This window comes from Pseudomonas sp. DC1.2, assembly GCF_034351645.1.
GTDB lineage: Bacteria > Pseudomonadota > Gammaproteobacteria > Pseudomonadales > Pseudomonadaceae > Aquipseudomonas.
On the sequence record NZ_CP133782.1, the window covers coordinates 4088530 to 4109938 of the forward strand.

The following is a 21409-nucleotide window of genomic DNA, read 5'->3' on the forward strand; positions in this document are numbered from 1 at the left end:
GCCGCAAAATGTAGCGGCTACCCTTTAGACAGACCGTCATGGAGGACGATTAATGCCATCGCGCACCCAGTATTTTTTACTCACCACCCTGCTCTGGCTGCCCACCTGGGCGCCCGCGACGATGATTAATCGATGCGCGTCGCCCGATGGCAGCGTCACCTTCACCACAATGAGCTGTGCAACCGGAGACAGCCTCTCACACCAAGACGTAAAACCGTTTACGCCAGGCACCACCGCTGCGGTCATGCCCGAAGCCAGCGATCACGCCACATCCGGTAAAAATATAAAAAGAAGGGAGCCTACCGTTGTCGGTCAATCAGAGGATCCATGCGCAAACGTGATCAACGCCAAACAACGTCGCGAGGCCATCATCAATCAGAGGGTCATCTCCGGCATGACCCAGCGGGATGTTGAAAGCGCCCTCGGCAAACCCGACAAGATCAGCATTCGAAATTCGACGACAAACTACCGCTACGAGCTCAAGCAAGGTCGCACGGCACAGGTCTCATTTGATGAGAAAGGATGCGTCAAAGGAAAACCTAAAACCCAGACAGCAAAAAGCCCGCGTTAGACGCAGGCTTTTTGGTGTTTGGTGCACTCGACAGGATTCGAACCTGTGACCGCTCGGTTCGTAGCCGAGTACTCTATCCAGCTGAGCTACGAGTGCATTTTGTGTTTTTTAACCAGACCACAACTGGTTGAAGCAAAGTCATTCACATTACTGCAAATGGCTCTTAAATGGTGCACTCGACAGGATTCGAACCTGTGACCGCTCGGTTCGTAGCCGAGTACTCTATCCAGCTGAGCTACGAGTGCATTTGTTGCCGCGCATTATAGGCCGTTGAATCTTTTTGTAAAGCGCTTTTTTCTAGTAATTTCAACAACTTACCGAAGAAGCCAGATTACAACGTACTACGCAAATAATGGCGGAGAACGGGGGATTCGAACCCCCGACACCCTTTTGAGGTGTACTCCCTTAGCAGGGGAGCGCCTTCGGCCACTCGGCCAGCTCTCCGCAACACGGGGCGTATATTAACCAGCTTCTTCCCCGTTTGCAAACATAAAAAACGATAAAAATTAATGGCTTGGTTCTTCGTCCTTCTCTTTCTTGATACGCAGGTAAATTTCCTCACGATGCACAGCCACCTCTTTCGGGGCGTTGACACCAATACGCACTTGATTTCCTTTGACGCCGAGCACCGTCACAGTGATTTCGCCATCACCAATAATCAGGCTTTCTGCGCATCGACGAGTCAGAATCAGCATACCTTTCTCCTCACGCATTTCATTTCAGGAACAACAGTCTGCAAAAAAAAGGCACCCGACCTACAACCGAAATGATCGCAGCCCTACATGCCTGAGTATTGACCAGCGCGAGCAAAAGAAAAGTTTTAGGTCGCGCCACTCAAAAAAACGAAGGGCGCGGTCTGACCGCGCCCTTCGAGGAACGCACTCACTCGCCTTGACGGGCCGGCGCATCCAATTCGAAAGCTGTGTGCAGAGCGCGCACAGCAAGCTCCAGGTACTTCTCTTCGATCACGACGGAAACTTTGATTTCCGAGGTCGAGATCATCTGGATGTTGATGCTTTCCTTGGCCAGCGATTCAAACATGCGGCTAGCCACACCTGCGTGGGAACGCATACCAACACCGACGATAGAAACCTTGGCGATCTTGATGTCACCAACGATTTCACGGGCACCGATCTCACGAGCCGTGTTTTCCAGCACGGTTTGCGCCGCCTGGAAGTCGTTGCGGTGTACGGTAAAGGTGAAGTCGGTGGTGTTATCGTGCGCAACGTTCTGCACGATCATGTCGACTTCGATGTTCGCGGCGCTGATCGGGCCGAGAATCTTGAACGCAACACCCGGGGTGTCTGGCACGCCACGGATGGTCAGCTTGGCTTCATCGCGATTGAAAGCGATGCCGGAAATGATCGGCTGTTCCATGGTTTCCTCTTCATCAATAGTAATGAGGGTGCCCGGACCCTCCTTAAAGCTGTGCAATACGCGCAGCGGAACGTTGTACTTGCCGGCGAACTCCACCGCGCGAATCTGCAACACCTTGGAACCGAGGCTGGCCATTTCCAGCATCTCTTCAAAGGTAATCTTGTCCAGGCGCTGAGCCACAGACACCACGCGCGGGTCGGTGGTGTACACACCGTCGACATCGGTATAGATCTGGCACTCATCCGCCTTCAAAGCTGCTGCCAACGCCACACCAGTAGTGTCGGAACCGCCGCGACCGAGGGTGGTGATGTTGCCGTGCTCATCGACGCCCTGGAAACCGGCGACAACGACAACACGACCGGCCTTCAAATCAGCACGAATCTTCTGATCGTCAATCTGCAAGATACGCGCTTTGTTATGCGCGCTGTCCGTCAGAATCCGTACCTGGTTGCCCGTGTAGGACACCGCAGGCACGCCACGCTTGATCAACGCCATGGCCAACAGGGCAATGGTCACCTGTTCTCCGGTGGAGACGATCACATCCAACTCACGCGGGACGGGTTGATCGTCGCCACTGATTTGCTTGGCCAGATCGATCAGACGGTTGGTTTCGCCGCTCATTGCAGACAGCACAACCACCAGGTCATCACCGGCATCGCGGAATTTCTTAACCTTGTCGGCGACCTGCTCGATTCTCTCGACGGTGCCGACTGAGGTGCCTCCAAATTTCTGTACGATCAAAGCCATTTCAAAGCCGCCTCTGCCCATGAAGGGCGCCCAATAATCACTCAAACAGCTGCTGGGCCCGCCACTAGACTGCGAGCCCGGCACACTGCCTTATAGACCCTGTTCCACAAATGGAACGGTCAGGGCCAATGCAGCGTCCAGTGCGCCAGCGTCTACACCACCGCCCTGCGCCATGTCCGGACGACCACCGCCCTTCCCGCCCACTGCCGCAGCGGCTTGCTTCATCAAATCACCGGCTTTGAGTTGGCCAGTCAGGTCTTTGGTTACGCCTGCAACCAGAACGACCTTTTCCTCATGGACACTGCCGAGCAGGATCACTGCGCGGCCGAGTTTATTTTTCAGTTGGTCGACCAGCGCCAACAACGCTTTGCCGTCCTGACCGTCCAGACGCACGGCCAACACTTTTACGCCTTTAACATCCAGCGCCGAAGCCGACAAATCGTCGCCGGCCGCGCTGGCTGCCTTGGCCTGCAACTGCTCGAGTTGTTTCTCCAGCAGACGATTGCGCTCCAGCACAGCCGACAGCTTGTCTATCAGGTTCTCGCGACTGCCCTTGACCAGGTTCGCCGCTTCCTTGAGCTGCTCTTCCGCACCGTTCAAGTAAGCCAATGCAGCGGCACCGGTCAAAGCTTCAATACGACGCACGCCAGAGGCCACACCGCCTTCGCTAATGATTTTCAGCAGGCCGATATCGCCCGTGCGGTTGGCGTGGATGCCACCGCACAGCTCGACGGAGAAATCACCGCCCATGCTCAGTACGCGCACATTGTCGCCGTACTTCTCGCCAAACAACGCCATCGCGCCTTTTTTCTTGGCGGTGTCGATGTCAGTTTCTTCTGTCTCAACGGCGGAGTTCTTACGAATCTCGGCGTTGACGATATCTTCCAGCGCCTTCAACTGCTCGGGCTTGATGGCTTCGAAGTGGCTGAAGTCAAAACGCAGGCGCTGACTGTCGACCAGCGAGCCTTTCTGTTGAACGTGATCGCCCAGTACCTGGCGCAGTGCAGCGTGCAGTAAGTGAGTGGCCGAGTGGTTCAGCGATGTGGCGTGGCGCACGTCAGCTTCAACGTGAGTGTCCACTGGCGAACCTACCATCAGGCTGCCTGACGCCAACACGCCGTGGTGCAGGAATGCACCACCGGTCTTTGTCGTGTCGCGCACGTCGAAACGACCGCTGCCGGTCTGCAGATAGCCGCAATCACCGATTTGACCGCCGGACTCAGCGTAGAAAGGGGTCTGATCGAGAACAACCACGCCCTCTTCGCCTTCACTCAACACATCGACCGACGCGCCGTTTTTATAGATAGCGACAACTTTCGCCGAACCGCGGGTGGCGTTGTAGCCGGTGAACGCGGTCGCTACGTCGACCTTGACCAGTGTGTTGTAATCCAGACCGAACGAACTGGCCGAACGCGCACGGACACGCTGGGCTTCCATTTCGCGCTCGAAGCCTTCCTCGTCCACGGTCAGACTGCGTTCGCGGGCGATGTCGGCGGTGAGGTCCATCGGGAAGCCGTAGGTGTCATACAGTTTGAACACCACGTCGCCCGGCACCACTGTGCCTTTAAGCTCAAGCAGATCCTGCTCGAGAATTTTCAGACCGTGTTCCAGGGTCTTCGAAAACTGCTCTTCTTCAGCCTTGAGCACACGCTCGATGTTGGCCTGTTGCTGCTTAAGTTCAGGAAAGGCTTCGCCCATCTCGGCCACCAGCGCGGCAACGATCTTGTAGAAAAAGCTGCCCGTGGCCCCCAACTTGTTGCCGTGACGGCAGGCACGACGAATGATCCGGCGCAGCACATAGCCACGACCTTCATTGGATGGCAGTACGCCGTCGGCAATCAGAAAGCCACATGAACGGATATGATCGGACACGACTTTGAGGGACGACTGATCGTCATTGCTGCACCCAATAGCCTGAGCCGACGCGACTAACAGGTTTTTGAACAGGTCGATTTCATAGTTGGAATGAACGTGCTGCATCACCGCACTGATCCGCTCCAGGCCCATGCCGGTGTCCACCGACGGGGCTGGTAAGGGATGCAACACGCCGTCGGCGGTGCGGTTGAATTGCATGAACACGTTGTTCCAGATTTCGATGTAACGGTCGCCGTCTTCTTCCGGCGAGCCCGGTGGGCCGCCCCAGATATCAGCGCCGTGATCGTAAAAAATCTCGGTGCAAGGACCACACGGGCCGGTATCGCCCATGGTCCAGAAGTTGTCAGAGGCGTATGGCGCCCCTTTGTTGTCGCCGATGCGGATCATGCGCTCGACAGGAACCCCGATCACCTGAGTCCAGATGTCATAGGCTTCGTCGTCGCTCGCGTAGACCGTCACCCAGAGCTTTTCTTTGGGCAGGGCCAATACACCCGTCAAGAAGGTCCAGGCGTAGGTGATCGCATCACGCTTGAAGTAATCGCCGAAGCTGAAGTTACCGAGCATTTCAAAGAACGTGTGGTGACGAGCGGTATAACCGACGTTCTCCAGGTCGCTGTTCTTGCCACCGGCACGCACACACTTCTGGCTGCTGGTTGCGCGTGTATACGCACGTTTTTCCTGGCCCAGGAAGCAGTCCTTGAACTGGTTCATCCCCGCGTTAGTGAACAGCAGGGTTGGGTCGTTGCCCGGAATCAAAGAGCTGGAGGCTACACGGGTGTGGCCTTGTTCTTCGAAGAAGCGAAGGAAGGCTTCACGGATTTCTGCGCTTTTCATAGGTTCTTCCACGGAGGCTGCGGCCAAAGGCCTGTGCAAAACGTCATCAGACGAAGCGACGGCAAAGGGCCGCATTATATCGGCCCTGCGCGCGGGGTACAGCGTGTTTATACGATAGAAACGGCCAATTGGACGGCTAATGCCCTCAGTGGCGAGAAAACTCGACGAATCTAGCGACCACCTGCTCGATTTGCGCAGCACACACGTCCATGTGCGTGACCATTCGCAGGCGCGAGGCAGCGCTGAGCTTGATTGCACGTTCAGCGGCGAACGCCTTGATCGCTTCGGCCTTATCGCCCACGTTCACGTAAACCATGTTGGTCTGCACCGGCTCGACCTCATAACCCGCGGCTCGCAGCCCCTCGGCCAGGCGTTGAGCGTTGGCATGATCATCGGCCAGACGCTGAACGTTGTGATCAAGCGCGTACAAACCTGCCGCTGCCAGAATCCCGGCCTGACGCATGCCGCCGCCGACCATTTTGCGCAGACGACGTGCCTTGGTGATCAACTCCACCGTGCCAAGCAACACCGAACCAATCGGCGCCCCCAGGCCCTTGGACAGACACACCGACACGGAATCGAAATGCTGCGTGATCTCTCGGGCATCAACGCCTAATTTAACCGCCGCGTTATAGAGCCGAGCCCCATCCAGGTGCAAAGCCAAGCCGTGCTCACGGGTAAAACTGCGCGCCTGGGCCAGATACTCCAACGGCAGGACCTTGCCCTGCATGGTGTTCTCCAACGCCAACAGGCGGGTGCGGGCAAAGTGGAAATCGTCGGGCTTGAGCGCGGCGGCTACATGCGACAGGTCCAGGGAGCCGTCAGCCTGCATTTCCAGCGGCTGCGGCTGGATCGACCCCAGCACTGCCGCGCCGCCACCTTCGTACTTATAGGTATGGGCCTGCTGGCCGACGATGTATTCATCACCGCGTTCGCAATGCGCCATCAGGCCCAGCAGGTTACTCATGGTGCCCGTAGGGACAAACAATGCAGCGGCAAAACCCAGTCGACTTGCCAGCTCAGCTTCCAAACGATTGACCGTCGGGTCTTCGCCGTAAACGTCGTCACCGGTGGCCGCGCAGGCCATTGCGTCGAGCATCTCTGGGGTCGGCTGAGTGACGGTGTCGCTGCGAAGATCGATCACGCTCATGAATCTGGCCTCGGTTAACAGGGGAAGTCCCTTTCTGGATTGAATTACTGCGGTCATACCGAGGAATAATCAACCCTTGGGTTAGGAAAAGGCGCTTTGAGCCTTCGAAAAACTCGATATCACTTATCAGAAAGCAGCCATGCGCAGGCACCGAATATGTGTTAAAAACGCTTCGCCGCCAAACAAACTGGCGGGGAAACGTTCTCAGGGCGGGGTGCAACTCCCCACCGGCGGTAATTGCGCGCAACGCGCATAGCCCGCGAGCGCTTGGTGGCAGGCACGGCTTCGGCACTGCCTGACGGCAAGGTCAGCAGACCCGGTGTGATCCCGGGGCCGACGGTCATAGTCCGGATGAAGAGAGAACGGGATTGGCGCCAAAGGGCCGTCCGCGAGCATTCGTGCGAGCGTGCATACCCTTTAAATCCCATTCGATTCATAAGCCCTGTTTTTTACACAAACAGGAGTCAGAACATGCAACCCACCGCAATCGACAGCAAAAGTAAAAACCACCAAGGCGAGCGCGTAGCGTTTATCCAGGCCTGCTGGCACAAGGAAATCGTCGACCAGAGCCGTAAGGGCTTCGTCGCTGAAATGATTGCTCAGGGTTATCAGGAGTCGGACATCGACTGCTTCGAAGTCGGCGGCGCCTTTGAAATTCCGCTGCACGCCAAACTGCTGGCTAAATCTGGCCGGTACGCCGGCATCGTCGCCGCTGGCCTGGTAGTGGACGGTGGGATCTACCGCCACGAGTTCGTCGCCCAGTCGGTGATCAGCGGCCTGATGCAGGTACAACTGGAGACTGAAGTGCCCGTGTTTTCAGTGGTTTTGACGCCGCACCACTTCCATGCGGGCGAGGAACATCAGAAGTTTTTCTTCGAACACTTCGTGCATAAAGGTCAGGAAGCGGCGAAGACGTGTGCCGACACACTGCACAAAACGCGTGCGTTGCGTCGTAGCGAGCCGCGGGCTCTAGCGGTCTAAACACAAACCTATGTAGGTGGGTGAGGTCTCAGGCCTCACTCAAATCAAACGTGGGAGCTGGCCCGCTCTCGATGACGCAGTGTCAGTCGACGACTATTTTGACTGATACACCGTGATCGGCAGCAGGCTTGCTCCCGTGTTTTGTGGCGTGCTTAAACGAGGTTTTCTTCGGTCGCCGGCACCACCAAAATACCGGCGCGCAGGCCGTTCTTCACTTTAGGGTTCGGGAAAATGATCCGGGCACCCTGCTCTTCGATGACCCAGCGGGTCTGGGCGATGTCTTCGGCCAGTACGTAACCCACTTCTAGCTCCGAAAAATTCTCGATATCCGCTGGCAGGTTCAAGCTGAAGCTGTCGCTGTGCTTAATGATTTCCCGCGCAACGCTAAATAGCTGCAACCCGTCCAGCCCCGCGTCGGTCATCGCAGGCTCGTCACCTTGGATGATTTGCTTCAGGCGATTTTCCAGCAGAGAAACGTTAACCCCTTCGTTTTGCCCGAACGGGCGCGCCTTGCCCAACTCGAGGGTAAACGACTCAGCTCCGAGTTTGTCGTAGGTATAGGCGCTGAACACGATGGAAGGTTTGTTCTGCAACAGCACCGCTTCCATGCCAGCGGCGCGCAGGCGTGCTAATTCAAGACGCGAATGCTGGCGACCTTCCTTCCACGGGTACAGGGCGAACTGTTCGATTTTCGAACCACGAATCGCAGTATGCAGGTCGTAGTGCAGTCGGTTTCGATCCGGCAGGCTAAAGAAACTGGCCGCCAGTCGCTCCAGTTCACATGCCCGTAACGCTTCAGAGCCGCTGCTGTGTTCGTGACGGCCATTGAACAGCCGGTTGACGTCCTGCTCGACGAAACGCTCGCCGCGACGGATAGCCTCGGGATTGCCAAACAAAAACAGAATACGGGCACGCGGTTTAAGATCACCGCGGGCGATGTCATGCAACAGGCGATCAAGCAACTCGATAGGCGCTGTTTCGTTGCCATGAATCCCGGCCGATAACAGCAGATCGAGGCCATTATCGCGGGCTTCAGGTGGCCGAACTTCCAGCGCACCTTCGCTCAACCAGCGCATACGCACGCCTTCGACAGTCAGTTGAGTCTTCTCTGCCGGTTCGCGGCCGGCGAGGGTCAGTTCAAGCAGTTTGCCGAGGGCGAGCATAGCGCTATTCCTTAGTGGTCGTGATTGCAATCCGGGCCGTGAACATGGTCTTCGTCGTCGCCGACCTCAGCTGGTTCCATCTCCAGTTGCAGACTGACCAGATTAGTCGCCAATGGGCGCAGCAGCAGGTTTGCGTATTCAGCGTCGCCTTCTTCGACGTCCACACCGATCAGCAATTGGCCGCGACCGTCCTGCTGGATCCACAGCTCTTTGCCTTGCCACATGACCGCGACACGGGTGCAGGAAGTTTCCAGTTGCGTGCCGTCGGTGTCTTCAAGGATCAGCTGCAGGGTATCGCTCATTTTTTACGCTCTCATTGGGAGATAAAACGCAGCGCTCACTCATTAAATGAAGCAAGCGCAACGATTTTCAATTGATCTGGAATGGATAAACCGCGCCCAGTTTAAGGATTTGCGTCAGTTCATCCAGTGCCGTCCGGCACTCAAGCAGCAATTGCGGGTCCGCGAGATCATTTTCGGTCATGCGGTCGCGATAGTGTTTTTCGACCCACTGGGTCAGCGAGCCGTAAAGCGGCGCCGTCATGATAACCCCAGGGTTGACGGCCGCCAGCTCAGTTTCGTTGAGCGCGACACGAAGTCTCAGGCACGCCGGGCCACCGCCGTTCTGCATACTCTGCTTGAGGTCGAACACCTTGACTTCACGGATCAGGCCGCCAGAGCGGGTCAACCCTTGCAGATACTGCCAGACGCGCTCGTTAACACGGCACTCTTCCGGCACGATCAACAGCATCGAGCCGTCAGGACTCGACAGCAACTGGCTATTGAACAGGTAGGACCGAACCGCATCTTCAACGGTTACCGCAGCCCGCGGCACACAGATCGACTGAAATTTGCCACCCACCTTTGCAAGTTTTGCTGAGAGTTCAGCCAGCATCTGCTCGGTGTCGAGAAACGCGTCCTCGTGATAGAACAACACCTCACCGTTACCCACCGCGATCACGTCGTTGTGAAACACGCCCTGATCGATCACCGACGGGTTCTGCTGGGCATAGACCACGCCGTCATCGCTTAAACCGTGCAGACGGGCAACGGCCTGGGAAGCTTCAAGGGTTTGCCGCGCCGGGTATTTCTGCGGTGCCGGGTAACGGCTGTCGAACGCGCTACGCCCGAACACGAAGAACTCGACACCGGCCTCGCCATATTCACGGCAGAAACGGGTGTGGTTGGCCGCGCCTTCGTCACCGAACTGGGCCACTGCAGGCAACGCTGCGTGGTGTGCGAAATGGGTCTGGTCGGAGAACATTGCGCCCAGCACCCGGCTGGTGGTCGGGTGTTCGATGCTGCGGTGGTACTTGCAATTCAGGTTGGCGGCGGTGAAATGCACACGCCCGTCGGCCGTGTCGGCGCTAGGGCTGACCGTGGCGGCGTTGGCCACCCACATGCTCGACGCCGAGCAACTGGCAACCAGCAACGGCATCGCCTCTTTGGCGGCGCGCTCGATCACTTGGGCATCAGTGCCACCGAAACCCAAACGGCGCAACGCGGCGACGTCCGGACGCTCTTGCGGTGCCAGCACGCCTTGCTGAAAGCCCATTTCCATCAGCGCTTTCATTTTCGCCAGACCTTGCAACGCCGCTTCCTTCGGATTCGAAGACTGTTGACTGTTGCTCTGGGACGCGACGTTGCCGTAGGACAGGCCGCCGTAGTTATGGGTAGGCCCCACTAGACCGTCAAAATTGACTTCATAGGATTTCATCAGCGAGGCTCCACAAGAATCTGTTTTTTATAGGCATCAAGTAACTATTCAGTAAGACCGAGGCGCGGCCTTCGCGAGCCGGCACGCTCCCACAGGGATTGTGCAAAACCTGCTCGCGGAGGGGTGTCACGACATCCGTACACCCGGCGTCAGCGAGGCAGGCATCACCAGATTCGGGGTCTCTAGCGAAGCCACCGGGTACGCGCAGTAATCTGCCGCGTAGTAGGCACTGGCACGATGGTTACCCGAAGCACCTACGCCACCGAACGGCGCGCTGCTCGCGGCACCAGTCAACTGTTTGTTCCAGTTAACAATGCCGGCGCGGCTTTCCAGCCAGAACTGCTGGTAACGCGCTTGCGAGTCCGACAGCAGGCCCGCTGCCAGGCCATAGTTGGTGTCGTTGGCTTCAGCGATCGCAGCTTCAAAATTAACGTAGCGGATCACTTGCAGCAGCGGACCGAACAGCTCTTCGTCAGGACGATCAGCCACTTCGCTGACATCCACAATCCCCGGCGTCAGCAAGGCGGACTGAGCCTGGGGCTGAGTCATTTCCAGCAGTGCGACGGCGCCATTGGCCAACAAATGCTCCTGCGCATCCATCAACGCTTTCGCCGCGCCAAGGGAAATCACCGAGCCCATGAACGGCGCAGGCGTCTGATCGAATGCACCCACTGTAATCGTCGAGGTGACCGCAACCAGGCGCGCCAGCAACGTGTCGCCCCAGGCGCCCTGAGGAACCAGCAGACGGCGGGCACAGGTACAGCGCTGGCCGGCGGAAATGAACGCCGACTGAATAATCGTGTAAACGGCGGCATCGAGGTCCGCAACCTGATCGACTACCAGTGGGTTGTTACCGCCCATTTCCAGCGCGAGGATCTTGTCCGGACGACCGGCGAACTGTTGGTGCAGGTGATTACCGGTACGGCTGGAACCGGTGAAGAACAAGCCGTCGATACCCGCGTTCGCCGCTAGGGCGATCCCGGTTTCGCGGGCGCCTTGCAGCAGGTTCAACACACCTGCCGGCAGACCGGCGTCGATCCAGCACTTGACCGTCAACTCGGCAACTTTCGGGGTCAGCTCGCTCGGTTTGAACAGCACGCTGTTTCCGGCCAGCAGCGCGGGCACGATATGACCGTTCGGTAAATGGCCCGGAAAGTTGTAAGGGCCGAACACTGCGACCACGCCGTGTGGCTTGTGGCGCAGTACGGCAGTGGCATCGCCCAACGGGCCGCTTTTCTCGCCGGTTCGCTCGCGGTAGCTCTGCACAGAGATCGCAATCTTGTTGACCATACTGGTGACTTCAGTCGCCGCTTCCCACAGCGGTTTTCCGGTTTCTTCGCCAATGCAGCGAGCCAGTTCTTCAGCGTGATTTTTCAGGGCAGCAGCAAAAGCTTCCAAAACCGTGATGCGTTCATCCAGGGTACGTCGGGCCCAGCCCGGAAACGCCTGACGTGCGGCCTGCACGGCCGACTCAACTTGCGCAGCGGTGGCGCCTTCACCGGTCCACAGCACTTGCTGGGTCACTGGATTAAGCGATTGGAACGCTTCACCCTGGCCGGCCAGCCACTCACCTGCTATGTATAGCGAATTCATTATTTGGACTCCCGGGCAGCGGACAACGGAACGGCGCGCACCTGATCGCCGGCGTTGAGTTGAAGACGTTTGGCCGTCAGCGGATCGACCACCAGCGTACCGGCAGCGAAGCGTGCGGGAGCAGCAGTGATCCGGCAGTCTTCGCGCTTGCGGTTGTGAATAAGGAATGGGGTGGCATCGTCACCCGGCGTGCCGATGGCCAGCACCAGCGCCTGACTGTCGCGTACAGCGCGAATTTTTCCGGTTTCGCATTCAACCGCAGGGCCGGCGTCGAAGATATCGACATAGCCTTGGTAGCTGAAGCCTTCACTCTTGAGCATGGCCAGGGCTGGCTCGGTGTCGGGATGTACCTGGCCGATAACGTTGCGCGCATCGGGCGACAGAAAGCAGGTATACAGCGGGAATTTCGGCATCAATTCAGCGATGAACGCCTTGTTGCCGACGCCGGTCAGGTAGTCCGCCTGGCTGAACTCCATTTTGAAGAAGTGTCGGCCCAAGCTCTCCCAAAACGGCGAGCGTCCGGCCTCGTCAGACACACCGCGCATTTCGGCGATGATCTTGTTGCCGAACAGTTGTGGGAACTCTGCGATGAACAGCATCCGCGCCTTGGCCAACATACGACCGTTGAGGCCATTGCGAAAGTCGGCGTGTAGGAACAACGAGCACAGTTCGGAGTTGCCGGTCAGGTCGTTGGCCAGGAACAGCGTCGGAATTTCGCGGTAAATGTTCAACTCTTGCGAAGCGCTGACGGTCAGGCCGACGCGAAAGTTGTACCAGGGTTCACGCATGCCGACGGCGCCGGCAATGGCAGAAATACCCACGACACGACCGTTGTCATCTTCGAGCACGAACAAGTAGTCCGCATCGCCACGCCCGGCCTCGCCGCGAAAGGTCTTCTCGGCCCAGCCGACTCGATGGGCCAGGCGTTCTTCGTTGGCCGGCAAGGTAGTCAGGCCGGTGCCGGTGCTTCGGGCCAGGTCGATCAGCGCGGGTAAATCGCTACTGCGTACAGGACGAACGATCATGCTTTCTCCTCAAACGGGCCGCTTGCGCCACCCGCGAAACTCACTGTAAGGCGTTAAACCGCCACCAGGCGCACGCTGGCACCCTCACCGACGCCCAAGGCTTCGGCCGCTTCAAGATCCAGGGTCACGGGCTTGCCTGGCGCGTAATCGAGCTCAAGCAAAACAGCCCGGTAATCCTGTAACTGAGCGTTGGCCACCAGGTACTGACGACCGGCGCCTTTGACGGGTTCACCGATTTTCACCGGAACCACACGGCTCTGGGCGATCGAGCGGATCCCCGAGACGCGGGCATGCAGGGTTGGGCCGCCGTCGAAAATATCGATGTAGTGGTCGGTCTCGAAGCCTTCGCGCATCAGGATGTCGAAGGTGATCTGCGCCCGCGGATGAACCTGGCCCATCGCCTCCTGAGCGGAGTCCGGCAGCAGCGGCACATAGATCGGGTAGTGCGGCATCAATTCGGCAAGGAACGTCCGACTCTTCAGCCCGCACAGACGCTCGGCGGCCGCGTAATTGAGGTCAAAGAAGTTACGACCGATGGCATCCCAGAATGGAGAATCGCCATTCTCGTCGCTGTAACCGACGATCTCAGTGACGACAGAATCGGCAAAACGCTCCGGGTGGCTCGCTACAAACAGCAGGCGACCGCGCGAATTGAGCTCCGCCCAAGGCGACCCCACCAGTTCCCGCTGCACGTAGAAACTGGTCAGCAAGCTGTTGCCGGTCAGGTCATGGCACTGCGAGAGCACATGAATCTTGTTATGAATTTTCAGTTCACGAGAAGCGTGGACAAAGGTTTCATTGCGGAAGCTATAAAACGGCTCGGAATAACCGGCCGAGGCAACAATGGCCGAACAGCCCACCAGTTTGCCGGTGACCGTGTCTTCAAGAACAAAGAAATAGCTTTCTTCACCGTTGAAACTGACCTCGGCAGAGAAAGAGGCTTCGCTTGCCGCGATCTTGTCGCTCAGGCGTTCAACGTCATCCGGCAAGGAAGTGACACCAATCGGGCTGTCCGCAGCCAGACGCTGTACCTCGCCCAGATCAGCCATTTGCGCGGGGCGCATCACCAGCATGGTGTCACTCCTTTCTCGAAAAACTCTTAGAGGAAAATAGTCCAGACAGACCACTGAGCCACTGCGGGAGCGCAGCCTGTTCGCGATAGCGTGGCCTGACAGAAAACAATAACGTTGGCTGTCAGATCCTCTTGGCGAGTCGGCCAGCCCCACATGGGCTCTGGTCTGGAACACAAAATTTGGATCGACACCTGAACAGTCAGGCGTCGAAGGGTCTATCAGGCTTGCGTCAGTTTCACCGCAGCGCGCTCGAAACGGTCGAGGCCGGCATCGATATCTGCGTCTTCAACCACCAGGCTTGGGGCGAAACGAATCACGTCCGGGCCGGCTTGCAGAATCATCAGGCCTTCACGCTCGGCGGCGTTGAAGATGTCCTTGGCCTTGCCTTTCCAGGCATCGCTCAAGACGCAACCGATCAATAGGCCCAAGCCACGCACTTGAGTGAACAGGCCATATTTCTCGCCGATCTGCTCCAGACGTGTCTTGAACTTGTCGTGCTTTGCATTCACACCGTTCAGCACTTCAGGGGTATTGATGACATCGATCACGGCTTCAGCCACCGCACACGCCAGCGGGTTGCCGCCGTAAGTGGTGCCATGAGTGCCGACGACCAAGTGTTTAGCCAACGCCTCAGTAGTGAGCATTGCCGCTATCGGAAAACCGCCGCCCAGGCTTTTGGCGCTGGTCAGGATGTCCGGGGTCACGCCGTAATGCTGATAGGCAAACAGCTTGCCGCTACGGCCCATGCCGGTTTGCACTTCATCGAAAACCAGCAGTGCGTCGTGCTCGGTACACAACGCACGGGCAGCTTGCAGGTAAGCCAGTTCAGCCGGCAGCACGCCGCCCTCACCCTGTATAGGCTCCAACACCACCGCACAGGTCTTGTCGGAAATGGCGGCTTTCAAAGCAGCCAGATCGTTGAAAGGAACGTGAGTGATACCGGTGATCTTGGGGCCGAAACCGTCAGAATATTTCGACTGACCACCGACATTGACGGTGAACAGGGTGCGGCCGTGAAAGCTGTTCAACGCGGCGATGATTTCGTATTTTTCACTGCCGAAACGGTCGAACGCGACGCGACGGGCCAGCTTGAAAGCGGCCTCGTTAGCTTCAGCACCAGAGTTACAGAAGAACACCCGCTCGGCAAAAGTCGCGTCGATCAGTTTATGCGCCAGGCGCAACGCCGGCTCATTGGTGAACACGTTCGACACATGCCACAGCTTGTTGGCCTGCTCGGTCAGCGCGCCGACCAGCGCCGGGTGCGCGTGGCCCAATACGTTAACGGCAATCCCGCCGGCGAAGTCGATCAGCTCGCGGCCAGTCTGGTCCCAAACGCGGGAACCGGCACCACGCACAGGAATGAAAGCGGCAGGCGCGTAGTTGGGAACCATTACCTGGTCGAAATCGGCGCGTTTTACCGCAGCGTGCTCAACGGACATCGGAGTCTCCTGATGAGGAACACCCGCCTGAAACTGGCGAGCGATGGGGGGATTGTAAGGACAGTTCTCAGCCCGGCCTTGCCGCCAAGCGACAACTTCTTATAGCGCAAACCCCGGTTTCAGCCGGGTTTACGGCAATGCGACATATAGCGTCGCAAAGGCGCAGTTTAAACTGCCGACGGCGCATTGCGGCATGTTAGCGGGATATGAATTGAGTTCTGGCATAAATATGTACCGCACCTTCAATCGCATATCCTGCTTTCATTTCTAGCCGAGAGGGTTGCTCAGCCGCCTGCAATTGAATGGGTAAAAACCTGCGCGTCACCGCCACCCACTTTCAACGCACAGGGGATTACTTGGGAGTCGACGAAGTCGTTTGCGCACCTGAGGCGTCGCCCTCAGAGGGCAATGAACAGCAGCGCGGTCAACCGCGCTCTGAAGGCACAGACGACAATTCGAATGGGCTGCTGCTGCGTCGCTGGTTGCGATCTTCCCGCGGCGTAGCACCGAAGAAGTTGCGATAGGCGCTGGAAAAATGCGGCCCAGAGGAGAAGCCACAGGACAGGCCGATCTGGATGATCGACTTGCTGGTTTGCATCAGCATTTGTCGGGCTTTGTTCAAGCGCAGTTCCAGGTAGTACTGGCTCGGAACCCGGTTGAGGTACTGCTTGAAAATCCGCTCCAATTGCCGACGAGACACACACACATGCTGGGCGATTTCGTCAGTGGTCAGGGGCTCTTCTATATTGGCTTCCATCAGCAACACCGCCTGGGTGAGCTTAGGATGGCTGGAGCCGAGGCGGTTTTGCAGCGGAATGCGCTGGCGTTCACCACCTTCGCGGATGCGTTCGACCACCAACTCTTCCGACACCGCACCGGCCAGTTCGGCGCCGTGATCACGAGCGAGCACCGCCAGCAGCAAGTCGAGTACCGACAGACCGCCGCATGCGGTCAGGCGATCACGGTCCCAGTCAAACAGGTGGCTGGTGGCGATGACTTTCGGGAAACGCTCTGCGAAATCGTCCTGCCAGCGCCAGTGTACGGCGGCGCGATAACCGTCGAGCAGGCCCAGCTGCGCCAACGGATAAACGCCTGCGGACAAGCCACCGATCACACAACCGGCGCGCACCAGTTGTTTCAGCGCGCTGCTAAGGGGCGACGCAAGCGCAGTCGGCGGCTCATCAGCGAGCAGAAACAGCTTCTGAAAATTTTCCAGCTTGCCCACCCAAGGCTCACCCGGCAATTGCCAGGCGCCTTCCGTCGGCGGTTCGGCCTGCAAAAACGACAGTTCGTAAACAACGTCCGGATGCACACGCTGAGCAACACGCAAGGCCTCCTCAGCCAGCGCAAGCGTCAGAGCTTTAGTGCTGGGCCAAATCAGGAAACCAATTCGATGGGCAGTCATGGCGGGCAATCCGAAACGAAAACAGTGTTAAAGCCGAAAGCGGCTGCAACCAAATTAGACCATCTGGCGCGCGGCGCGAAGCATGACCTAATTAGGTGCATAACGGCAGCGATTACTTGAGGCTGCCGGAGAGGAATTGCTGCAAACGCTCGGACTGTGGATTAACCAGCACCTCACGCGGGTTGCCGCTCTCTTCAACGACACCTTGATGCAGGAAAACCAGCTGGCTCGATACTTCACGGGCAAAACCCATTTCGTGAGTCACCACCACCATGGTCCGGCCTTCCAGCGCCAGGGCCTGCATGACTTTCAGCACGTCACCCACCAGCTCAGGGTCGAGGGCCGAAGTCGGCTCGTCGAACAGCATCACTTCAGGCTCCATCGCCAACGCACGGGCAATCGCCACACGCTGTTGTTCGCCGCCGGACATGTGGCCAGGGTAGGCGTCCTTGCGATGGGACACACCCACCTTGTTCAGGTAGTGCTCAGCCTTCTCGCGCGCTTGCGCCTTGGTCATGCCGAGCACGTGGACCGGCGCTTCCATGATGTTTTCAATCGCGGTCATGTGCGACCACAGGTTGAAATGCTGAAATACCATCGACAGGCGCGAACGCATGCGCTGCAACTGTTTCGGGTCGGCGGCCTTCAGCGCGCCGTCCTTGTTGGCGACCAGTTTCAGCTCTTCGTTATTGAGCAGAATCCTGCCCGCGTGCGGCTGCTCCAGCAGGTTTATACAGCGCAAAAAGGTACTTTTTCCGGAGCCACTGGAGCCGATGATGCTGATCACATCGCCAGCCGCCGCTTTCAGGGACACGCCCTTGAGCACTTCGTGACTGCCATAGCGTTTATGCAGGTCTTGGACTTCAAGTTTGTACATGCGGTCGGTTCTCACAAAAACAGTCAGTCAGTCGTTGAGCAAGCGCCCGTGACGCAGCGCTTCGCGCCCCGCCACCTTGGCCAGCCAGAAACCGGGTTGGGCATAACGTAGCCGTTCAATGGCAAACAGCACCCCGCAGGTGCCAGCACACACCGTGCTGACCCGATCGGATAAAGGATCAATCACTTCAAAGATCTCGTCGCCAGCTTCAATCCACTCGCCGGGTTGACGCAAAAAGCTCACCACACCAGGGTGCGGCGCAAACAGCAATTCAGTCCCCTCGAACGGCATGCCTTCGCACGCGTCGTGCGCAGGTTTCGGCCATTCGCCGCTGATCAGGCCTTGCTCGGCGAGGAACGCCAAAATACCTTCAGCGTGAGCCTTCGCCTCGGGGCGGCCGGTGTCAGCCTGGCCGCCCAATTCAAGGGTGGTCGCCAGGCACGCCAGCGGAATCTGCGCATCAGGAAACTGTCGCGCCAGGTGCAACCACGGCAGCGAGCAGGCCTCGTCAAAGGAGCTGCCACCGGAATCTTCCGCCAACAGGCAAACCCGCATATTCAAATGGGCGGCCAACGAGCGCCATTGCGGCCAGTGTTGCGGCAACGCATACATGTGCAGCGCGGCTTCGGCATCGCAGTGCAAATCCAGCACCACATCGGCGGTGCAGGCATGACTGAGCAAGATGCGCTGCATGCCTTGCAACTGACTGGTGGCCGCAGGTAATGCAGCGAGGGCATCACTCATGGCCTGACGGATCATTCGGATGTTGGCGTGAGAATCATCGCCAAGGCGCCCTTCCAACTCGGCGATCACTGGCGCGCTAAGCGCCACAAAATCCCGGTTGAAATTCTTACCACTGCCGGCCTCGAAGCGCCCTTGATGATTGCCTTGCAGCAGTTGACCGAGGCCCAGCGGGTTGGCCACTGGCACTAACTCGATCACGCCATTGAGCATGCCTTTGGCTTCGAGTTCAGCCAGGCGTTTCTTCAGTTCCCAAGCGGTACGCATGCCCGGCAGTTCATCGGCGTGCAGGCTGGCCTGGATATAGGCTTTACGCTCGCCATGACCAAAGCGGAACACCGAAATCTGGCGCTCGCTGCCCAAATGGCTCCATGGCAATGCATGATCGATACGTTCCATATCAGTGCTTCCGCGGGGCCAGATAGCCCAGCCAGCGGTGCTCAGCCAGCTTGAACAGGCGCACCAGAATGAATGTCAGGCACAAATAGAAAACACCCGCGGTGATGTACGCTTCGAACGGCAAGTAGTACTGAGCGTTGACCGTGCGCGCGGCACCGGTGATGTCGATCAGGGTCACGATGGAGGCCAGACTGGTGGTCTGCAGCATCATGATCACTTCGTTGCTGTACTGCGGCAGCGCCCGACGCAGGGCCGACGGCAACAAAATACGCTTGTACATTTTGTAGCGCGACATGCCCATTGCCCTGGCCGCTTCGATCTCACCGTTCGGCGTAGCTCGCAGGCTGCCGGCGATAATCTCGGCGGTGTACGCACTGGTGTTAATGGCAAACGCCAGGCACGCACAAAACGTTGCGCTGGACAGCCATGGCCAGAGGAAGCTTTCACGGACTGCCTGAAACTGCGCCAGACCGTAGTAGATCAAAAACAACTGCACCAGCATCGGCGTGCCACGGATCACGTAGGTGAACAGCCAGGCACTCATGTTGACGACGGGCTGCTTGGAAACGCGCATCAGCCCCAAAGGCAATGCCGCCATCAGACCGAAAAACAGCGAAATCGCCAGTAATTTCAGGGTTGTCAGCAAGCCACCGAAGTACAGCGGCAAGGCCTCATAAATGACGTTGTAGTCGAAGATCATAGATCAGCCGCCCTTACGCCTACCGAGTAGCGCTTCTCAAGTTGACGCAGTACCAGCAACGAGACACTGGTGATCACCAGGTACATCGCCGCTACTGCAAGGAAGAAGGTGAAAGGCTCACGCGTGGCATCTGCCGCCTGCTTGGCCTTGAACATCATGTCTTGCAGACCCACCACCGAAATCAGCGCGGTGGCCTTGGTGAGGACCAGCCAGTTGTTGGTGAAACCCGGAATCGCCAAGCGAATCATCTGCGGCACCAACACCCGGAAAAACACCTGAAAACTGCTCATGCCATACGCCATACCGGCCTCGGCCTGACCTTTAGGAATCGCCATGAAGGCGCCACGAAAGGTTTCCGACAAGTACGCACCGAAGATGAAGCCCAAGGTGCCGATACCGGCCGCCAGTGGGTTCAGGTCGATGTAGTCGTTGAAGCCGAGCATCGGCGCAACGCGGTTGAGCAGGTCCTGACCACCGTAGAAAATCAGCAGGATCAGCACCAGATCGGGGATACCGCGGATTACCGTGGAGTACAGATCGCCCAGCCAGGCCAGCCAGCGTACCGGCGAAAGACGCAGCGAAACGCCGATCAGCCCCAGAACAATGGCCAGGGCCATGGACGACAAGGCGAGCTGAAGCGTCAGCCATGCGCCATCGAGGATGACAGCCCCGTAGCCTTTCAACATGATTCAGGTCCTCGAAAGTTGGGATGAAAAAATGGCGCAAACCTCAGAGATCCTGCTGCTTGCGCCATTTCGAACGTGTCGCCGGGACGTGTTACTTGCCGTAGATATCGAAGGCGAAGTATTTGTCCTGGATTTGCTTGTACTTGCCGTTCTCACGAATGGCAGCAATCGCGGTGTTGATTTTGTCTTTCAGTGCGTCGCCCTTACGAACCGCGATACCGACGCCGTCGCCGAAGTATTTGATATCGGTGAAGGCCGGACCCACGAACGCAAAACCTTTGCCAGCGTCGGTTTTCAGGAAACCGTCGTCCAGCAAGGTGGCATCTGCCACGGTACCATCAAGGCGACCAGCGGCCACGTCGAGGTAGATTTCATTCTGCGAACCGTAAGGCTTGATCTCTGCACCCAGCGGGGCGAGGACTTCGCGGGCGAAACGCTCGTGGATCGAGCCACGTTGCACGCCGATGTTCTTGCCCTTGAGCTCAGTCAAGCCTTCGCTGACTTGAGTGCCAGCCTTCATCACCAGACGAGCCGGGGTGTTGTAGTACTTGTTGGTGAAGTCCACGGACTTCTTGCGGTCTTCAGTGATCGACATCGAGGACAGGATCGCGTCGATCTTGCGCACTTTCAGTGCAGGGATCAGACCGTCAAACTCTTGTTCGACCCATACACACTTGACCTGCATCTGTTCGCACAGGGCATTACCGATGTCGTAGTCAAAACCGACGATGTTGCCATCCGGAGCCTTTGAAGCAAACGGAGGGTAAGCCGCTTCAATACCAATTTTCAGAGGCTTTTCATCGGCGAAGGTCGGCAGGGACAGAACGGACAGCGCCAGGGCGCCGAGCAGCACAAGTTTCTTCATCTTGGGACTCCATCGGTAAAGGGCAAAAACGGCAGAGTGAGCACAAGCCCAATATGCGAATGGGTGGAACCGCAAAGCGGTGCTGCGTCCTAGGAAGCCCACGTTGATTTCAACGCGAGCAACGACGAGCGAGTGATCGGCATTCTAACGACAGGCCCGAAGCCGATATTTCTTCAATGCGACAACAAATTA

At 57.8% G+C, this 21409-nt stretch carries 19 protein-coding genes, 3 tRNA genes and 1 riboswitch; of the genes, 2 read left to right on the forward strand and 20 right to left on the reverse strand.

Going from position 1 to position 21409, the window contains the following annotated elements; translation table 11 throughout:
* Window positions 1–52 precede the first annotated feature (52 nt).
* Window positions 53–571 (forward strand): cell envelope protein SmpA, encoded by a 519-nt coding sequence (locus RHM68_RS18425; RefSeq protein WP_322217538.1) that lies wholly within the window; start codon window positions 53–55, stop codon window positions 569–571.
* 19 nt (window positions 572–590) lie between these two features.
* On the opposite strand, the gene RHM68_RS18430 is transcribed toward RHM68_RS18425, so the two are convergent.
* The 7 genes from RHM68_RS18430 to ltaE form a co-directional block, all read right to left on the reverse strand.
* Window positions 591–667 (reverse strand) — tRNA-Arg (locus tag RHM68_RS18430).
* Between the two features lie 72 nt (window positions 668–739).
* Window positions 740–816, reverse strand: a tRNA-Arg gene (locus RHM68_RS18435).
* A 108-nt stretch (window positions 817–924) separates the two neighbouring features.
* A tRNA-Ser gene (locus RHM68_RS18440) sits at window positions 925–1015 on the reverse strand.
* Between the two features lie 62 nt (window positions 1016–1077).
* Window positions 1078–1266, reverse strand: coding sequence for a carbon storage regulator CsrA (csrA, locus tag RHM68_RS18445; protein ID WP_002554426.1), 189 nt, complete (start codon window positions 1264–1266; stop codon window positions 1078–1080).
* Between the two features lie 187 nt (window positions 1267–1453).
* Window positions 1454–2695 carry an aspartate kinase gene (locus RHM68_RS18450; protein WP_322217540.1) on the reverse strand — a complete coding sequence of 414 codons (1242 nt, stop codon included), beginning with the start codon at window positions 2693–2695 and terminating at the stop codon, window positions 1454–1456.
* A gap of 90 nt (window positions 2696–2785) precedes the next feature.
* Window positions 2786–5404 (reverse strand): alanine--tRNA ligase, encoded by a 2619-nt coding sequence (gene alaS, locus RHM68_RS18455; RefSeq protein WP_322217542.1) that lies wholly within the window; start codon window positions 5402–5404, stop codon window positions 2786–2788.
* A gap of 145 nt (window positions 5405–5549) precedes the next feature.
* Window positions 5550–6554 carry a low-specificity L-threonine aldolase gene (ltaE, locus tag RHM68_RS18460; protein WP_322217543.1) on the reverse strand — a complete coding sequence of 335 codons (1005 nt, stop codon included), beginning with the start codon at window positions 6552–6554 and terminating at the stop codon, window positions 5550–5552.
* Between the two features lie 196 nt (window positions 6555–6750).
* Window positions 6751–6922: riboswitch (FMN riboswitch) on the forward strand.
* A gap of 103 nt (window positions 6923–7025) precedes the next feature.
* Between ltaE and RHM68_RS18465 the strand changes: the two genes are divergently transcribed.
* The gene (locus RHM68_RS18465; RefSeq protein ID WP_322217545.1) at window positions 7026–7535 is read left to right on the forward strand and encodes a 6,7-dimethyl-8-ribityllumazine synthase; all 510 of its coding nucleotides are present in this window, start codon (window positions 7026–7028) and stop codon (window positions 7533–7535) included.
* A gap of 152 nt (window positions 7536–7687) precedes the next feature.
* Here the strand turns inward: RHM68_RS18465 and astE are convergent, their stop codons facing one another.
* The 13 genes from astE to RHM68_RS18530 form a co-directional block, all read right to left on the reverse strand.
* A complete protein-coding gene (gene astE / locus RHM68_RS18470; RefSeq protein ID WP_322217548.1) occupies window positions 7688–8698 on the reverse strand; it encodes a succinylglutamate desuccinylase in 1011 nt (336 codons plus the stop codon).
* A gap of 11 nt (window positions 8699–8709) precedes the next feature.
* A complete protein-coding gene (locus RHM68_RS18475; protein WP_030131779.1) occupies window positions 8710–9000 on the reverse strand; it encodes a hypothetical protein in 291 nt (96 codons plus the stop codon).
* A gap of 67 nt (window positions 9001–9067) precedes the next feature.
* On the reverse strand, window positions 9068–10414 hold the full coding sequence (astB, locus tag RHM68_RS18480) for an N-succinylarginine dihydrolase (RefSeq protein WP_322217552.1): 1347 nt from the start codon (window positions 10412–10414) through the stop codon (window positions 9068–9070).
* A gap of 126 nt (window positions 10415–10540) precedes the next feature.
* Entirely contained in the window at window positions 10541–12010 is a 1470-nt protein-coding gene (gene astD, locus RHM68_RS18485) for a succinylglutamate-semialdehyde dehydrogenase (protein WP_322223850.1), read from the reverse strand.
* A complete protein-coding gene (gene astA, locus RHM68_RS18490) occupies window positions 12007–13032 on the reverse strand; it encodes an arginine N-succinyltransferase (RefSeq protein ID WP_322217555.1) in 1026 nt (341 codons plus the stop codon). Before astA ends, astD begins: the two co-directional genes overlap by 4 nt.
* 53 nt (window positions 13033–13085) lie before the next feature.
* A complete protein-coding gene (aruF, locus tag RHM68_RS18495) occupies window positions 13086–14105 on the reverse strand; it encodes an arginine/ornithine succinyltransferase subunit alpha (protein WP_322217557.1) in 1020 nt (339 codons plus the stop codon).
* Between the two features lie 218 nt (window positions 14106–14323).
* Window positions 14324–15544 (reverse strand): aspartate aminotransferase family protein, encoded by a 1221-nt coding sequence (locus tag RHM68_RS18500; RefSeq protein WP_322217559.1) that lies wholly within the window; start codon window positions 15542–15544, stop codon window positions 14324–14326.
* A gap of 424 nt (window positions 15545–15968) precedes the next feature.
* On the reverse strand, window positions 15969–16949 hold the full coding sequence (locus RHM68_RS18505; protein ID WP_322217561.1) for a GlxA family transcriptional regulator: 981 nt from the start codon (window positions 16947–16949) through the stop codon (window positions 15969–15971).
* A gap of 112 nt (window positions 16950–17061) precedes the next feature.
* Window positions 17062–17826: an ABC transporter ATP-binding protein gene (locus RHM68_RS18510; protein ID WP_322217563.1), complete on the reverse strand. Its 765-nt coding sequence runs from the start codon at window positions 17824–17826 to the stop codon at window positions 17062–17064.
* Window positions 17827–17853: 27 nt separating this feature from the next.
* Window positions 17854–18966, reverse strand: a complete 1113-nt coding sequence (locus tag RHM68_RS18515) for a M14 family metallopeptidase (protein ID WP_322217564.1) — start codon at window positions 18964–18966, stop codon at window positions 17854–17856.
* A 1-nt stretch (window position 18967) separates the two neighbouring features.
* Complete coding sequence (locus RHM68_RS18520; RefSeq protein ID WP_322217566.1) at window positions 18968–19666, reverse strand: ABC transporter permease; 699 nt, start codon at window positions 19664–19666, stop codon at window positions 18968–18970.
* Window positions 19663–20352 (reverse strand): ABC transporter permease, encoded by a 690-nt coding sequence (locus RHM68_RS18525; RefSeq protein ID WP_322217567.1) that lies wholly within the window; start codon window positions 20350–20352, stop codon window positions 19663–19665. The genes RHM68_RS18520 and RHM68_RS18525 overlap by 4 nt, the downstream gene beginning before the upstream one ends.
* A 91-nt stretch (window positions 20353–20443) precedes the next feature.
* The gene (locus tag RHM68_RS18530) at window positions 20444–21217 is read right to left on the reverse strand and encodes an ABC transporter substrate-binding protein (protein ID WP_322217568.1); all 774 of its coding nucleotides are present in this window, start codon (window positions 21215–21217) and stop codon (window positions 20444–20446) included.
* Window positions 21218–21409: the final 192 nt, after the last annotated feature.

What these genes read in the sequence shown, in the direction of transcription:
- RHM68_RS18510 (WP_322217563.1), bottom strand. Translation starts at nt 17,826, where the DNA reads ATGTACAAACTTGAAGTCCAAGACCTGCATAAACGCTATGGCAGTCAC.
- RHM68_RS18475 (WP_030131779.1), bottom strand. Translation starts at nt 9,000, where the DNA reads ATGAGCGATACCCTGCAGCTGATCCTTGAAGACACCGACGGCACGCAA.
- ltaE (WP_322217543.1), bottom strand. Translation starts at nt 6,554, where the DNA reads ATGAGCGTGATCGATCTTCGCAGCGACACCGTCACTCAGCCGACCCCA.
- RHM68_RS18500 (WP_322217559.1), bottom strand. Translation starts at nt 15,544, where the DNA reads ATGTCCGTTGAGCACGCTGCGGTAAAACGCGCCGATTTCGACCAGGTA.
- RHM68_RS18450 (WP_322217540.1), bottom strand. Translation starts at nt 2,695, where the DNA reads ATGGCTTTGATCGTACAGAAATTTGGAGGCACCTCAGTCGGCACCGTC.
- astB (WP_322217552.1), bottom strand. Translation starts at nt 10,414, where the DNA reads ATGAAATCCTATGAAGTCAATTTTGACGGTCTAGTGGGGCCTACCCAT.
- RHM68_RS18515 (WP_322217564.1), bottom strand. Translation starts at nt 18,966, where the DNA reads ATGGAACGTATCGATCATGCATTGCCATGGAGCCATTTGGGCAGCGAG.
- astA (WP_322217555.1), bottom strand. Translation starts at nt 13,032, where the DNA reads ATGATCGTTCGTCCTGTACGCAGTAGCGATTTACCCGCGCTGATCGAC.
- astE (WP_322217548.1), bottom strand. Translation starts at nt 8,698, where the DNA reads ATGCTCGCCCTCGGCAAACTGCTTGAACTGACCCTCGCCGGCCGCGAA.
- RHM68_RS18425 (WP_322217538.1), top strand. Translation starts at nt 53, where the DNA reads ATGCCATCGCGCACCCAGTATTTTTTACTCACCACCCTGCTCTGGCTG.
- RHM68_RS18520 (WP_322217566.1), bottom strand. Translation starts at nt 19,666, where the DNA reads ATGATCTTCGACTACAACGTCATTTATGAGGCCTTGCCGCTGTACTTC.
- RHM68_RS18525 (WP_322217567.1), bottom strand. Translation starts at nt 20,352, where the DNA reads ATGTTGAAAGGCTACGGGGCTGTCATCCTCGATGGCGCATGGCTGACG.
- RHM68_RS18505 (WP_322217561.1), bottom strand. Translation starts at nt 16,949, where the DNA reads ATGACTGCCCATCGAATTGGTTTCCTGATTTGGCCCAGCACTAAAGCT.
- alaS (WP_322217542.1), bottom strand. Translation starts at nt 5,404, where the DNA reads ATGAAAAGCGCAGAAATCCGTGAAGCCTTCCTTCGCTTCTTCGAAGAA.
- RHM68_RS18530 (WP_322217568.1), bottom strand. Translation starts at nt 21,217, where the DNA reads ATGAAGAAACTTGTGCTGCTCGGCGCCCTGGCGCTGTCCGTTCTGTCC.
- aruF (WP_322217557.1), bottom strand. Translation starts at nt 14,105, where the DNA reads ATGCTGGTGATGCGCCCCGCGCAAATGGCTGATCTGGGCGAGGTACAG.
- csrA (WP_002554426.1), bottom strand. Translation starts at nt 1,266, where the DNA reads ATGCTGATTCTGACTCGTCGATGCGCAGAAAGCCTGATTATTGGTGAT.
- RHM68_RS18465 (WP_322217545.1), top strand. Translation starts at nt 7,026, where the DNA reads ATGCAACCCACCGCAATCGACAGCAAAAGTAAAAACCACCAAGGCGAG.